At 55.1% G+C, this 14,908-nt stretch carries 10 protein-coding genes; 5 read left to right on the forward strand and 5 right to left on the reverse strand.

Annotated elements, in window-relative coordinates:
• Positions 1-148: 148 nt before the first annotated feature.
• The 5 genes from ACZ5BW_RS05995 to cysB all read right to left on the reverse strand — a co-directional run bounded on the left by ACZ5BW_RS05995 (position 149) and on the right by cysB (position 5,379).
• The gene (locus tag ACZ5BW_RS05995) at positions 149-373 is read right to left on the reverse strand and encodes a hypothetical protein (RefSeq protein ID WP_074708697.1); all 225 of its coding nucleotides are present in this window, start codon (positions 371-373) and stop codon (positions 149-151) included.
• A gap of 373 nt (positions 374-746) precedes the next feature.
• A complete protein-coding gene (locus ACZ5BW_RS06000; protein ID WP_464543357.1) occupies positions 747-1,295 on the reverse strand; it encodes an efflux RND transporter permease subunit in 549 nt (182 codons plus the stop codon).
• Between the two features lie 30 nt (positions 1,296-1,325).
• The gene (locus tag ACZ5BW_RS06005; RefSeq protein ID WP_464543358.1) at positions 1,326-2,462 is read right to left on the reverse strand and encodes a JmjC domain-containing protein; all 1,137 of its coding nucleotides are present in this window, start codon (positions 2,460-2,462) and stop codon (positions 1,326-1,328) included.
• Between the two features lie 143 nt (positions 2,463-2,605).
• Positions 2,606-4,456 carry a DNA mismatch repair endonuclease MutL gene (gene mutL, locus ACZ5BW_RS06010; RefSeq protein WP_464543359.1) on the reverse strand — a complete coding sequence of 617 codons (1,851 nt, stop codon included), beginning with the start codon at positions 4,454-4,456 and terminating at the stop codon, positions 2,606-2,608.
• On the reverse strand, positions 4,453-5,379 hold the full coding sequence (cysB, locus tag ACZ5BW_RS06015) for an HTH-type transcriptional regulator CysB (protein ID WP_464543360.1): 927 nt from the start codon (positions 5,377-5,379) through the stop codon (positions 4,453-4,455). Before cysB ends, mutL begins: the two co-directional genes overlap by 4 nt.
• A gap of 185 nt (positions 5,380-5,564) precedes the next feature.
• On the opposite strand from cysB, the gene ACZ5BW_RS06020 reads away from it, so the two are divergent.
• From ACZ5BW_RS06020 to ACZ5BW_RS06040, 5 genes are all read left to right on the forward strand, one after another.
• The gene (locus tag ACZ5BW_RS06020) at positions 5,565-7,658 is read left to right on the forward strand and encodes a nitrite/sulfite reductase (protein ID WP_464543361.1); all 2,094 of its coding nucleotides are present in this window, start codon (positions 5,565-5,567) and stop codon (positions 7,656-7,658) included.
• 42 nt (positions 7,659-7,700) lie between these two features.
• On the forward strand, positions 7,701-8,435 hold the full coding sequence (locus ACZ5BW_RS06025) for a phosphoadenylyl-sulfate reductase (protein ID WP_464543362.1): 735 nt from the start codon (positions 7,701-7,703) through the stop codon (positions 8,433-8,435).
• Between the two features lie 196 nt (positions 8,436-8,631).
• Positions 8,632-9,567: a sulfate adenylyltransferase subunit CysD gene (gene cysD, locus ACZ5BW_RS06030; protein WP_464543663.1), complete on the forward strand. Its 936-nt coding sequence runs from the start codon at positions 8,632-8,634 to the stop codon at positions 9,565-9,567.
• Between the two features lie 142 nt (positions 9,568-9,709).
• Complete coding sequence (gene cysN, locus ACZ5BW_RS06035; protein ID WP_464543363.1) at positions 9,710-10,993, forward strand: sulfate adenylyltransferase subunit CysN; 1,284 nt, start codon at positions 9,710-9,712, stop codon at positions 10,991-10,993.
• Positions 10,994-11,273: 280 nt separating this feature from the next.
• The gene (locus ACZ5BW_RS06040; RefSeq protein ID WP_464543364.1) at positions 11,274-14,852 is read left to right on the forward strand and encodes an FAD-dependent oxidoreductase; all 3,579 of its coding nucleotides are present in this window, start codon (positions 11,274-11,276) and stop codon (positions 14,850-14,852) included.
• Positions 14,853-14,908 lie beyond the last annotated feature (56 nt).

Genomic DNA, 14,908 nt, shown 5'->3' on the forward strand with positions numbered 1-14,908 from the left:
TAGTTTAACAGAAGCGTTTGAGGATTCAAATCCCCTTGTTCCGATCCTTTTCTCCCTGGAACGGAAATACAACGAAACCTGGATCTAGGTCATTAAAAAAAGGCCGTCCCGGGGGACGGCCTTTTTTAACGCTTGGTTAGGCGTATTGTTACTTTGCCTCGTCTTTCGGTGGTTCATCTTTCTTTGTCTCCGTCCCGGCACCTTCTTTCTGGGCCGCTTCAATATCCGCATCGCTAAGTTGCCCTTCACGTTTCTCCCAGAGGCTGGGTGGATATTGGCCGGGTTTTCCTTCTCCCGCTTTGTGCTCCTTCATTTGATCACATGCGGAAAATGTCAGTGTTACCAACGCGGCAGCGAGGAGCGAGTACTTCATTTTTTTAATCTCCTTATAAGGTTTATAACAAATCATGGGTAAGTTACAAGAGCGTTTCGGCCATTCAAATCTGAGCGGACCACCATCTAGCAGCACCTATCGTAATAGCAGAATTGCCATTACTTTAATAGCAGAATTAGGAAATATTGTCTAGTCGTTGTGCTTACGTCATTCCCCTGTAATGGTTTTGGTTCTCACTGAAGGGATTGGCTGAGATATCCATTTTTAACTGGAACGGAACTCAGAGAGCCCGCAGATTGCATTTCTTTGTCCTGGGAGAAATGCCCCATGCCCAGAGGTAGCCGCATCCATGGCAGAGGTGGTCGCATAGATGATGCGGATGATGTGAAAGTCGTTTGACTCCGCTCTTGCATTAACTCGAGTTCCCGCTTGCCCCGTCGTTTATCCTCCCGTTTTTGCTGACCTCGATAAGATAGACCTTTCCTGCATCGGAGTGATGAGTATTTGCTGCTTGTATCAGGGTATCAAATATAATTTTTACCAATTCGTACGCCATTCCCCGATCGTGCGATAAAGGGCGGGAAGCATGGTCAAGGTTAGAAGTGTCACAGTAACCAGTCCCCTCGATGATCACCACCGCAAAAGGTTTGATCGTCTCCGAACCGACGCCTGTCGACAGGGCCGCCGGCAACAAACCCAGCATCGCCATCAGGGCTGTCATCCTCACAGGGCGCAGCCGCCTGAGGGAACCTTGCAGGATTGCATCCCGCATGGGAACGTCTTCCTGTCCCAGCAGATTGATTTGCCATAGGGGAATAACACCATTTTGCACGGCAATGCCGAAAAGAGCGATGAATCCAATCGCTGCCGATACACTTAAGTGCCTGTCAACAGCAACGCCAGCTCTCCAATCGGAGAAAAAGGCACGATCAATGCGGCAGGCGCTCGAAAGACAGAACACCGATAATGAAGAGCAGCAGGGCAGTACTGATCAATCTGCTTCGATATCTTCAACATAAACGTAACCATCGAGGTACCACTGATAAAGCAGCGCCTGTGCTTCGGCATCGATATCCCTCACAGGGGATAAGGCAAGGCGATCGGCCAGCTCTCCTAATATCCGTCGTGCAGTTTTTCCAACTTCATATACGTCTCCGTTCAGGAAAATCCTGTTTTCCCTGAAGAGCATGCGGCTTTTCAGATCCAGTTGCAGTTTCCCCTTTCTCATCCGGCGCGCGAATTCCCGTTCGGATATCGGTTCCAGGGGAGGTGTAAAGAAAACGTGAGGTTTGGGCTCGGTTAAATACATGCCGATAAAACGTTCCACTTCAACGTTGTCCCACTCGATTTTGTCGAGCGCCGCGCTGACCTGGTCCAGCATCGCGGAACTGATTCGCCCCGGATGGGTTTGAATTCTGAGATCCGGATCTTCGTACATACCCGCTATTTCGCAGCTATCCTGGAGATGAACGAGAAACTGTGTCGCGAGCTCCTGATAGGTTGGCGCGCGAAAGCCGATGGAGTAGGTCATGCAGGATTCTACTGCCACCCCGTCGTGCGCGTAGCCGGGCGGCAGATACAGCATATCGCCCGGTTCCAGCACCCATTCCTGCTCCGGTCTGAAATCCTGCAGAATCTTGAGCGGCGCGGCGGCCACCAGCGTTCTGTCCTTCTGGCCCGATATCCGCCAGCGTCTGCGGCCTGTCCCTTGCAGCAGAAAAACGTCGTAGGAGTCAAAGTGCGGTCCCACGCCTCCGTCTTCGGGGGCATAGCTGACCATCAGATCGTCGAGCCGGGAATGCGGAATGAAGTTGAATTTCAGCAGCAGTTCACGCGCCGCCGGAAGGAAGTGATTAACGTCCTGTACCAGCAGAGTCCAGCCTTTCTTCGGCAAGCGTGCAAAAGCGCGAGTCGCGAAGGGGCCATGCCTCACCTCCCACCGGCCATTTCTGCGGGTAACCAGACGCGACTGCGCATCTTCCTGACAGGCCAGGTCGATAAGCTCATTCGCATCCAGCAGCCCTCTGAAATCCGGCAAGGCTTCGCGTATCAGCAAAGGTTTTTTCTGCCAATGATCCCGCAGGAAGTCGCCTGGCAAGAGGCCGCCTAAAAGCTGGATTTTCGTCATGGGATCATCGGGTGTGAGCGATCGGATGTGAGCGTCTGGGTAAAGGTGACAATGACTGCACGACAGGCAGAGGCAGGTGCAGCGGGATATGGGGTGCAACGCTTCCCGGTTTTCCAGGCGATAACGGGAGGCAAGCCATTCTCTTACCTGCCACGCATGAACATCTTGTCCAGATCAACACGGCTGATCTCGAACCATGTCGGCCTGCCGTGATTACATTGACCGGAACGTTCGGTTATTTCCATTTCCCGCAGCAGTGCATTCATTTCCGGAATGGTCAGAGTACGGTTGGCTCGAACCGCTCCGTGGCAGGCCATGGTGGCGAGGAGTTCGTTTCGCCTGCCGGTGAGTACATGGCTCCCTCCAAATTCCCGGATTTCGTTCAACACGTCACGCGCGAGCGTGACCACATCGGCATCCTTGAGCGCGGCAGGCACAGCTCGTACAGCGAGCATTGCGGGTGAGAACGGGGAGATATCGAATCCGATCTCATGCAGAACAGCGCTGTTTTCTTCCGCCGTGGCGATATCCTGGCTATCTGCCCGAAATGTGGCCGGAATCAGCAAGGGCTGCATCGAGAGTGTATGGTTGTCGAGCGCCGACTTGAGTTTCTCGTACAGAATGCGCTCGTGCGCAGCGTGCATATCCACGATAAGCAGGCCTCTTTCATTCTGCGACAGGATGTAGACGCCGAGAAGCTGCGCCAGCGCGAACCCCAATGGTGGGATTTCCGGCTCCCGAATAGCCCCTTCCGGCTCCATGGAGGCAGATTGCTCATTGAACCCAGCTTGATATCCCGTTTGACGAGCGCTGGCCTCGGAACCGGAACCGAAAAGTACCTGGTAGAACGCCTGCGGTTGAGCCGCTTTTGTCTGAGGCAGCGCCGAGGCAAAAGGAATCGCGTCCTGCCGGGAATAAGCGGGAGGCGCACCGGACACTTCTTCGGCTACCTTCCGGGGGAATTCAGGAAGTTTTCCGGCTACAGTTACTGCCGCTCCACTCGTTAGGTGCGGCATGGCCAGAGCCTTGTCCACCGTGTGGAAGATGAATTGATGGAGCGCACGCGGATCGCGGAATCTCACCTCTGTTTTGCCTGGATGCACGTTAACATCCACACCGCCGCCATTTATTTCCAGGAATAGTACAAATGCCGGATGCCGATCCAGATGGAGGATGTCGCGATAGGCTTCGCGCAGGGCGTGAGCAACGAGTTTGTCACGCACGAAACGCCCATTGACGAAGAAATATTGGGCATCACCGGAAGATCGGCTGTAGGCAGGAAGTGCGGCCATGCCCCATAACCGTAGATCTGCTGCCTGATCATCGAGGAATACCGAGGCCTGACTGAATTCATCTCCTAACACTGCCGCAATGCGCAACCTTGCATCCGTTGTCCGCAAATGGCTGCGTACTACATTGTTATGTTGCAAGGTGAAACCGATGCTCGGCCGTGATAGGGCAATACGCTTGAACACGCTCTCGCAATGCGCAAATTCGGTGGCTTCTGTTTTCAGAAATTTTCGCCGGGCAGGGGTATTGAAGTAGAGATCGCGCATTTCCACGGCTGTTCCCTTGGCGAATGCAGCAGGCTCAGGCAGGGTGAGTCGTCCTGCTTCCGCCTCTATCCGCCAGGCGTGCTTGTCTCCCGCACTGCGGCTTACCAGAGCCAGCCGGGAAACGGAAGCTATGCTTGCAAGCGCTTCGCCGCGAAAACCCAGACTTGGCACATTCTGCAAATCCTCCAGAGTCCTTATCTTGCTGGTGGCATGGCGGGCAAGTGCAAGGGGTAGGTCTTCTCCGGAAATTCCCGCTCCATTGTCTGCCACCCGCACAAGTTTGACGCCGCCCTGGCAAAGCTGCACCGTTACTTCGGTTGCCCCTGCATCGAGGCTGTTTTCCAGCAGTTCCTTGAGTGCCGAAGCGGGACGTTCGACGACTTCTCCCGCTGCAATCTGGCTGATGAGAAGATCGGGCAGGGGTTGGATCGCATTCATGGCCGCTCCGTCATGGCCGCCGCAACTGTTGCCCGATCAAGATGTGGGGCAAACATTTCGATGAAATCATACACGTATTTGCGCAGATAACTGTTGCGGCTGATACCAATGCGTGTCGTGCTGGGTTCGAACAGGTGGCTGGCGTCGATGGCTCTCAAATGCCTGTCGCGTGAAGGCTCAAACGCCATCTGCGCCAGTATCCCGATTCCCAGTCCCAGTTCCACATAAGTTTTAATGACATCTGCATCAATCGCCGTGAGCACGACATTGGGAACCAGGCCTTTAGCATCGAATGCCTGGTTGATCTTCGAGCGGCCGGTAAATGCAAAATCATAAGTGATGATCGGGTGCTCGGCGATCGCTTCCAGTGTCAATTCCTTGAGTTTGAGCAGCGGATGCCTGGGTGGAACAATTATGCAGCGGTTCCACTGGTAGCAGGGCAGCATGACAAGTTCGCTGAACAGCTCGATCGCTTCCGTGGCAATCGCTATATCGGCCACTCCGGACGTGACCAGTTCAGCGATCTGTGTCGGATTGCCCTGGCGTAAAACCAGTCGCACCTTGGGGTAGCGTGCGGTAAAATGCTGGATTGCGGAAGGCAGCGCATACCGAGCCTGTGTATGGGTCGTAGCGATAGTCAGAGAGCCGCTGGCTTCATTGGCAAATTCCTGTCCCACCTGCTTCAGGTTTTTTGCGTCTTTTAACATTCTTTCGGCAATTTCGAGAATCGCCCGGCCGGGAGGGGTGGTTTCAACCACCCGCTTGCCGTTCCGTACAAAAATATCCACCCCCAGTTCGTTTTCCAGCAGGCGGATCTGCTTGCTGATGCCAGGCTGGGAGGTATGGAGAATTTCCGCCGCCTTGGATAAGTTCAAGCCCTGGTTGGCGACTTCGCATAGATAACGCAATTGCTGCAATTTCATGAGTCGTGATCTAAATAATGTTTGGTTATGTTAATCTAACATAATATTCTTTCGCGATATATATGTTCATTGCTATTATCGCGTTTTCGATGCATTATGCGCGGTTTCCTGTTCCTCGCATGCGTGGGCGAAGCGGGGAGAGGTGATGGGATGTGACATACATAGTGGAATAGTGGAGGATGTAAATGGGTTATCTGGATAACCTCGCAAATGACGGGGAAATAGCTTTGTACGATCAGTCGGTACAGGAGTACCGCGATCTGAAAATGGATGTTACGCGCTTTACTGCCGGTCGCCTTCAGATGGGGATTTACGGCCAGCGGCAGGAAGGAGTCAACATGGTGCGTATCAAGCTGCCCGGCGGACGGGTATCCGCTCCGAAACTGCGAACAATCGCCTCTGCCCTGGAGAAATTCTCCCGGCATGATGTAGTCCATATCACCACGCGCCAGGATATCCAGATGCATTACGTGCCCCTGGAGCAGACGCCGGCAACCTTGCGCCACCTGGCGGAGGGTGGTTTGACCACCCGCGAAGCCTGCGGCAATACGATAAGGAATATAACGACTTGTCCGCTTTCCGGGGTGTGCCCTCGCCAGCATACCGACGTCACCCATCACCTGGAGGGAACGGTGCGGCATATGCTGCGCAATCCCCTGACGCAGCAGATGCCGCGCAAATTCAAGATCAGCCTGTCGGCATGCGAGGCCGATTGCGCGCAGGGGATGATGCATGATCTCGGCGCCATCGCGGTACGCAATGGCGACCGCTTCGGCTTCAAGGTGGTCGCGGGTGGCGGTCTCGGACATAAGCCGCACGAAGCTATCGTCGTAGAAGAATTCATCGAGGAGAAGGACCTGCTGGCGGTGATGGAAGCGGTAATCCAATTGCACAACCGCTATTCGGATCGTGCCAAACGGGCGAAATCGCGAATCAAGTTTCTGGTGGACAAATTCGGTCCGGAAGGGTTTGTCGAAAAATATCGCGAAGAGTTGGTGCGTACCAAATCGGCACTGGCAAACATTGATTACCCGAAAGGCGAATGGAGCCCCGGCAAGGATGGGGAAGCGCCGGGCATTGGCGCCCCGCGCTGTATTTTCCCGCAGAAACAGGCAGGCTACTTTGTTTTCCCCATCAGTGTGCCGATGGGCAACCTGGCTGCAAGCCAATTGCGCGGCCTCGCCGATATCTGCGACACCTTCGAGTTGCCCGATATCCGCACCAGCCAGGATCAGAACATGTTCCTGTCAGACGTGCCCGAAGCCAAAATCGAGCCCCTGCGCGCCGCCCTTGCTGCATTGGGTCTGGGAGTGCCGAAGGCAGGGGATGATGTGGTGGCCTGTCCAGGAACATCGACCTGCCGTTTGGGGATTACTTCCAGCACGATCCTGGGGCCCAAGCTGAGCGGGGGCGAACACGACCTGAAGATACGGGTATCAGGATGTCATAACGGCTGCGCGCAGCCGGAGGCAGGGGATATCGGCATCTACGGTGAAGGCAAGCGCATGCACGGCAAGCTCGTGCCGCATTACCAGATGTATTTCGGTGGTAACGGGATGGCGCGTGGCGGGCTGGCGTTCAAAGGTCCATCGGTGCCAACGGCACGCGTCGAGGAGGCGGTGAAACGGGTGCAATCGGCTTTTTCCGCCACGCGTGAAGCGGATGAGACATTCTTTTCCTGGGCACATCGGAAGGATAAAGCCTATTTCAATGATCTGCTGGCGGATCTGGTGGAGGTCAAACCCGAACAAGTGGAATCTGTTCTACGCGATCATGGCCAGAAGGCTGATTTCAAGGTGTTGCAATTGGGCGGGGGCGAGTGTGCCGGCGTGGTCCAGACAAGGACCGGTACGAGCTTTTTCGAAGCGGCGCACGAGCGCAATTATCGGGATGCGCTCAAGTTTCAACTGAAATTTGCCGATTCTGTCGCGTGCGCCGAGGAGATCGCACGCTTGCTCGCACAAGGCACGCTGGAATTGATTGGCGGCGAGAAGCGCGACGCCCTGTCGGGTTTAGCGGAGGAGTTTCGTCGTTTGCTGCCTACCAAGCCGCGGTTGGGTCGGCAATTGGCCAAATTTGCAGAGGATTTCGCGAGCCCGGTGGAAGAGTTGAATGATGCTCGCCTGACCGAGTGGTTTGCCGAGCTGGATACGTGGACGATGGAGATCGCGCAATTCTGCCTGGATTTCGACCGCGGGCTCGATCTGGAGGGTGCGCTGCCGAGGCCGCTTCCCGCCAAGGCCGCGCTGGGACGGACGCCGTCATCGGCGACTGTCTGATTAACTCGATGAATGATTGACTGGGAATAACTGGTTGGGGACATGAGCCTGGATCAAAAAATTGCAGAGGCGCGAACATTGCTGGAAAAGGTGCAGAAAGATTATTTGCCTGCCACTTTCGCCAACAGTTTCGGCGCTGAGGACATGGTGCTGACCGATCTCATTGCGCGGCATTATCCGGATATCGAAATGTTCACATTGGATACCGGACGGCTTCCGCAGGAAACCTATGACCTCATGCAGCAGGTTACCGAGCGATATGGCATCCGGATTCCAGTCTATTTTCCGGACGCTGCCGCAGTGGAAGCGCACGTGGCGCAGAACGGCCCCAATGCGTTTTACGACAGCGTGGATTTGCGCAAGAAATGCTGCCACATCCGAAAGGTCGAACCGTTGAAACGCGCCTTGAGGGGCAAGCGCGCATGGATTACCGGCTTGCGCCGGGATCAGGCGCCCACCCGGCAGGATCTGGCCGAATCGGAGTTCGATACCGAGAATGGCCTGCAAAAATTCAGTCCTTTGCTGGACTGGAGCCAGGCTGACGTGTGGGCGTATCTCAAGCAGTTCGATGTGCCATACAACGCTCTGCACGACAAAGGTTACACGAGCATCGGCTGCGCTCCTTGCACTCGCGCTATTACCCCTGGTGAGGATGTTCGCGCCGGCCGCTGGTGGTGGGAGGATCCGGAAATCAAGGAATGTGGCTTGCACCCCGGCAAAAAACGCGGCACCTATAATGTCGCCAGCGCCCCATTGCCGGTTCAGGCGCGGCAGTAAAGGATCTGGCTGTTTCAGACTGAATGCGGGCCCGGAGAGCGGGAATAAAAGACATCAGCGGGCACAGCAGATAGTAGTAGAGACAAGGGAATCGCATGGAGCGCCTCCTGAACTGAATGGGGATTGTTTGATGGACGTTATTTTGAATCAAATGGATGAGTTTGCACCTGTTGCAGGGCCGGTTGCAGGTCTTGTGATGAAGAATGAACCGGTGGTCATCAAGCGGCGTGTTGCGCGGCAACTTGGCCACCTTGAAGCACTGGAAAGTGAAGCAATCCATATCATGCGCGAGGTCGCGGCCGAGTGTGCCAATCCAGCTCTACTCTTTTCCGGTGGCAAGGACTCGATTGTTCTTCTGCGTCTGGCGGAAAAGGCTTTCCGTCCAGGACGTTTTCCATTTCCTTTGATGCATGTCGATACCGGCCATAACTTTCCGGAAGTGATCGAGTTTCGTGACCGCCGTGTCAAACAACTCGGTGAGCGTTTAATTGTTGCCAGCATGGAAGACTCGATCAAGCAGGGAAGGGTGGTGCTGCGCTCTGAAAATCAGAGCCGTAATCCCTTTCAATCCGTAACGCTGCTGGATGCCATCGCTGAACACGGTTTCGATGCCTGTATTGGCGGCGCGCGACGCGACGAGGAGAAAGCGCGGGCCAAGGAACGCATATTTTCCTTCCGGGATGAATTCGGCCAATGGGACCCGAAGAATCAGCGCCCGGAATTATGGGATCTTTACAACGCAAGAGTTCATCCGGGAGAAAATATCCGCGTATTTCCCATCAGCAACTGGACGGAACTCGATGTGTGGGAATACATTTCCCGCGAGGGACTGGAGGTGCCGCACATCTATTTCGCCCACAGGCGCGATGTCATCCGGCGCGGCAGTGGTCTTTTGCCGATATCGCACCTGGTTCAGCCGAAGGAAGGGGAAAAGGTTGAAAATCTCATGGTGCGCTTCCGGACGGTGGGTGACATGAGCTGCACCTGCCCGGTGGAGTCGGCAGCGGTCGGTATTGGGGAAATCATTGCAGAGACGGCGATTACGCGAATTACTGAGCGGGGTGCAACGCGCATGGACGACCAGACATCGGAGGCTTCCATGGAGTTGCGCAAGAGAGAAGGATATTTCTGAGACGGCTTTGCCATTTCCCGAGCGCCTCCGGTTTTCCTTTTTTAAGATGACAGCTTCGGAAAGCAGATAATCTCCAATCTTGTTCCGTCTTTGTTTCAGTTTATAAAGTAACGGAGAAGCAGAATTTCAAGACGAGTGTTAAATGTCAGCTATTGAAAATATTTCTTTCGATCATTCGGAGTTGTTGCGTTTCATTACCGCCGGTAGTGTGGATGACGGCAAAAGCACACTGATCGGCCGCTTGCTGCACGACTCAAAATCGATTTTTGAAGATCAGTTGAGTGCGATCACTCATACTTCGCGCAAGCGCGGGATGGAAGCTGTCGATCTGTCGCTGCTCACCGATGGCCTCCAGGCAGAACGCGAACAAGGCATTACCATCGATGTGGCCTATCGTTACTTCGCCACTCCCAAGCGTAAGTTCATCATTGCTGACACGCCGGGGCATGAGCAATATACCCGCAACATGGTGACCGGCGCTTCCACCGCCAACCTCGCCATTATCCTGATCGATGCGCGCAAGGGTGTGCTCACGCAATCCCGCCGTCATGCCTACCTCGCCAGCCTCGTCGGTATTCCTCATCTGGTGGTGGCGGTCAACAAGATGGATCTGGTGGCTTACTCCAAAGACGTATTTGAACGAATCTGCCAGGAATTTCACCGTTTCGTTGCCGGACTCAATCTGAAAAACATCGCCTATATTCCGATGTCTGCCCTGAACGGCGATATGGTGGTCGAGCGCGGCAATAACCTCGGCTGGTACGAAGGCATGACGTTGATGGATTTATTGGAAAAGGTTCCGGTTGACCATGACATCAACCTTGAAGATTTTCGCTTTCCCGTGCAATTGGTGTGCCGCCCGCAAACGGGGGAATGGCATGACTTCCGGGGCTACATGGGTCGTATCGAATCCGGTTCCATCAGTGTGGGTGACGAGGTGCAGGTTCTGCCTTCCGGCTTGACTTCGCGCATCAGGGAGATTGTTACCTATGAAGGAAATGTCGAGGATGCGATTGCGCCCCAGTCAGTAACGCTGACGATTGAAGATCATCTGGATATATCAAGGGGAGACATGCTGGTAAAAACCTCCCAGCTTCCCCAGGTTACAAAAGAATTTGATGCGATGCTGTGCTGGTTGTCTGAGCAGAGCCTCGACTCCCGGCGCAAATACCTGATCAAGCACACTACACGGTTGGTAAAAGCCGTCATATCCCGCATAGATTATCGGCTGAATATCAATACCCTGAAACATGAAGCCACCGATATTCTCAAAATGAATGACATTGCGCGGGTATCGCTCAAGGTCCATCAACCTCTGGTATGGGATGCATACCAGCGTAACCATGCGACCGGGAGCTTCATCGTGATTGATGAGGTTACGAACAATACTGTGGCCGCAGGGATGATCTGTCCTTCAAAAGGCTAGGGCTGACGGTAAGCCCGAGGGCTGTCAGGTAGTAGTCGGGCGGTTTAGTGCTGCAGGGCTGGCAGCAATACGCATTCCGGAAAGCTCAACAGGGTCTGTGGGCAGACAGGGACAGACAAGGGGCGGATAAGGGGAACAGGACCTTGCCGCTTTTGTGTTTTTAAAGCGGGAAAAAACACAAACTGAAAAGGGATATAAAACTTTTCATACATAATCAGTTCTGATAGCTGATGATTTTTGCCTCTTTTTGATTCACTTATAACTTTTGAATGACTTTATCATGACAAGTTTACAATCGGCGCTTCACCCGGCACAGGCATATGACCTTCCGTCTCCGGCGCTGGGGTTTGGCATGGCTTTTGCCGACCTGTATCGTCGGGAAGGGCTGGTGAGACTGGATCAGGCATTCCTTGATTTTCTCTCCGAAGGAGAGCCGGGACTACGTGTTCGCCTGGAGCATGCGCGAATCCAACCCGATCATCTCGATCGCAAGGAAGAAGCTGCGTTGCTGATTGAAGTCGCGCCCTGGATGGAGGATTTCATTGCCAAACTGTTCGGCATAGAGAAAGAAGCTGGAGTGCTTGCCGCACGTCATCATCAGCTCGCACCCCTTTATTCCTGCAAGAGGCTGTTCGTGCAGCGGCGCGCCATGAACAAAGTCAGTGAGACGGATGCTGCCGCAGTGGATGGCGTTGCACTGGAAGCAAAACTGGCGGCCGAATTCGGCACTCCTTTCTCAGAGCTGCTTTTTGCAACAAAAGTGACGGAGTGGCTGCTGGACGAGAGCGCGAATGAAGACCGCCTCAAGGATGCCTTGCTGTATGCCGCCTGGGCGTTGAAGACTCCTGCGGGACGGGAGCGCAACGCAACTGGCGTATTGTTCAAGGCCCCGGCCAAGCTCGATTTCCTGCATCTGCTGTCAACGGAAACGGACACGTCGGCAGGTTATACCGTTCACAAGCTTCATCATATACGCCGCCGGGAAGGATTTTCCCTCACCGACCGGGGAACCGACCTGGTGGGAGCCCTGGATGAGGCAAATTACTGCATCTGGTGCCATGAACAGGGGAAGGATTCCTGCTCCAAGGGAATGAAAGAAAAACAAAAAGCACCCGATGAGCCTGTTACCTTCAAAAAAAGCCAGCTTGGCGTGCTGCTGACAGGATGCCCTCTGGAAGAGCGCATCTCGGAATTTCACAAACTCAAGACGCAGGGAGTGGCGATAGGCGGCCTCGCGATGATTGTCATCGATAATCCCATGTGTGCCGGCACGGGTCATCGTATCTGCAACGACTGCATGAAATCCTGCATTTACCAAAAGCAGGAACCGGTCGATATTCCGCAAGCCGAGACGCGCACCCTCAAGGATGTCCTGGAACTGCCCTGGGGATTCGAGATCTACAGCCTCCTGACTCGCTGGAATCCGCTCAATCTGCGTCGCCCTGTGCCGAAGGCACCGACGGGCCGCAAGGTGCTGGTGGTGGGCATGGGGCCAGCAGGATATACTCTGGCGCATCATTTGATGAATGACGGCCATACCGTGGTTGGAATCGATGGTCTCAAGATCGAGCCTTTGGAACCGGAACTCTCCGGCGTGAACAAACAGGGAGAGCACGTTCCGTTCAGGGCCATCCACAATACCGATGAGCTGGCGGAGAATCTGGATGAGCGCATGCCTGGCGGTTTCGGCGGTGTCGCGGAATACGGCATCACCGTTCGCTGGGACAAGAACTTTCTCAAACTGATCCGCCTGCTTCTGGAGCGGCGGGAGGAGTTTGCGCTTTTTGGCGGTGTCCGCTTCGGCGGAACCCTCACTGCGGACGATGCCTTCGCCATGGGATTCGATCATGTGGCGCTCGCCGCGGGGGCAGGTCGTCCTACCGTGCTCGATTTGCCCAATGGTCTGGCCCGTGGCGTTCGCGCCGCGTCCGATTTCCTGATGGCATTGCAGCTGACCGGGGCGGCTCAGAACAACTCGGTTGCCAACATGCAGTTGCGCCTGCCGGTGGTAGTCATCGGGGGTGGGCTGACGGCAATCGATACTGCGACCGAAGCACTGGCATACTATCCCGTGCAAGTGGACAAGTTCCTCCGTCGCTATGAAATTCTTGCGGCCGTCCAGGGCGAAGCAGCGATCCGTGGAGCCTGGGATGAGGAAGAAAGCGAAATTGCCGAGGAGTTTCTCAGCCATGCCCGCGCCATTCGGGCAGAGCGCAAGGAAGCGGAAAGGGAAGGACGCGTCCCGCGGATACTGGAGCTACTGCAATCCTGGGGAGGCGCGACTATCGCCTATCGAAAACGCCTCATCGACAGCCCTTCCTACACGCTCAATCATGAAGAAGTCGAAAAAGCCATGGAGGAGGGTATATGGTTTGCCGAAGGACTCACTCCCCTCCGTGTGGATACCGATAGATGGGAGCATGCAAAGGCCGTGCATTTTGCGGTCCAGGCACTCGACGAAACCGGTTCCTGGCAGAAAACCGGGCAAGCCGTATTGCCTGCCCGCGCTGTTCTGGTCGCAGCGGGAACGCAGCCCAATACGGTGCTTGCGCGGGAGGACGATAAACATTTCAAGCTGCATGGACGTTATTTTGCCGCATGCGATGAAAACGGCGATCCGGCCAGTCCGGCACGCGGGAATCCCAAGCCTGAGCATCCCACCGTACTGCTGAGCCGTAACGAGGATGGGCGTTTCATCAGCTTCTTCGGCGACCTGCATCCGTCCTATTCGGGGAACGTGGTGAAAGCGATGTCCAGTGCCAAGCAGGGTTATCCCGTGGTCAGCCACGTGCTCGAACGCCTGGCGCCCGCTTCGACGAAGCCCGCCTGGCTGTTTTTTGCAGAGATCAATGGCAGGCTGCGCGCAACCGTGCATAAGGTCGAACGCCTTACGCCCAACATCGTGGAGGTCGTCGTGCATGCGCCGATGGCAGTGGAACGTTTTCATCCGGGGCAATTCTATCGCTTCCAGAATTTTGCAACGCTTGCCACAACCGCAGGCGATACCAAACTGGCGATGGAGGGCATTGCGCTTACCGGCGCTTCGGTGGATGTTTCCCGCGGCCTGGTTTCGCTCATCGCACTGGAGATGGGCGGGTCCGCGGATTTATGCGCAAGGCTCAATCCGGGAGATCCTGTCGTTCTGATGGGCCCGACCGGCACGCCCACAGAGATTCTGCCGGATGAGACCGTGGTATTGGTCGGTGGAGGGTTAGGTAACGCCGTGCTGTTCTCCATCGGCGCCGCAGCACGCGCTGCGGGATCAAAAATTTTGTATTTTGCCGGTTACAAGAAGCTGATCGACCGTTACAAGGTGGCCGAAATCGAGGCTGCGGCCGACGTGGTGATCTGGTGCTGTGACGAAGCACCCGGCTTCACGCCTTCCAGGCCGGGCGATTACAGTTTTGTGGGGAATATCGTCGAGGCAATGGCCGCTTATGGAAGGGGTGCGCTGGGACTGCAGAAAATCCGGCTGGCGGACGCTGACCGCATCATTGCCATTGGTTCCGACAGGATGATGGCGGCTGTGGGTGCTGCCCGCCATACCAAGCTGAAACCCTATCTGAAAACGGACCATTTCGCCATCGGCTCCATCAATTCGCCGATGCAGTGCATGATGAAAGAAATCTGTGCCCAATGCCTGCAACCGCATAAGGATCCGAAGACCGGAGAAATTACGTATGTGTTTTCGTGCTTCAACCAGGATCAACCTCTCGATCAGGTCGATTTCGGTGGACTGGCGTCGCGTTTACGCCAGAACAGCGTGCAGGAGAAACTGACCACCCGCTGGATCAGCCATTGCCTGAAAGAGACGGGCCAGCCAGAACTCGAAGCTTCTGCGGAGCCGGTCCTTAAATAAGGAACATCGCCTTTCAAGAAAGCGGGAATCCAGGCCTTTTCCAAACCAGCATAAGT

The sequence above is a fragment of the Nitrosospira sp. TNL300 genome, from assembly GCF_055385915.1.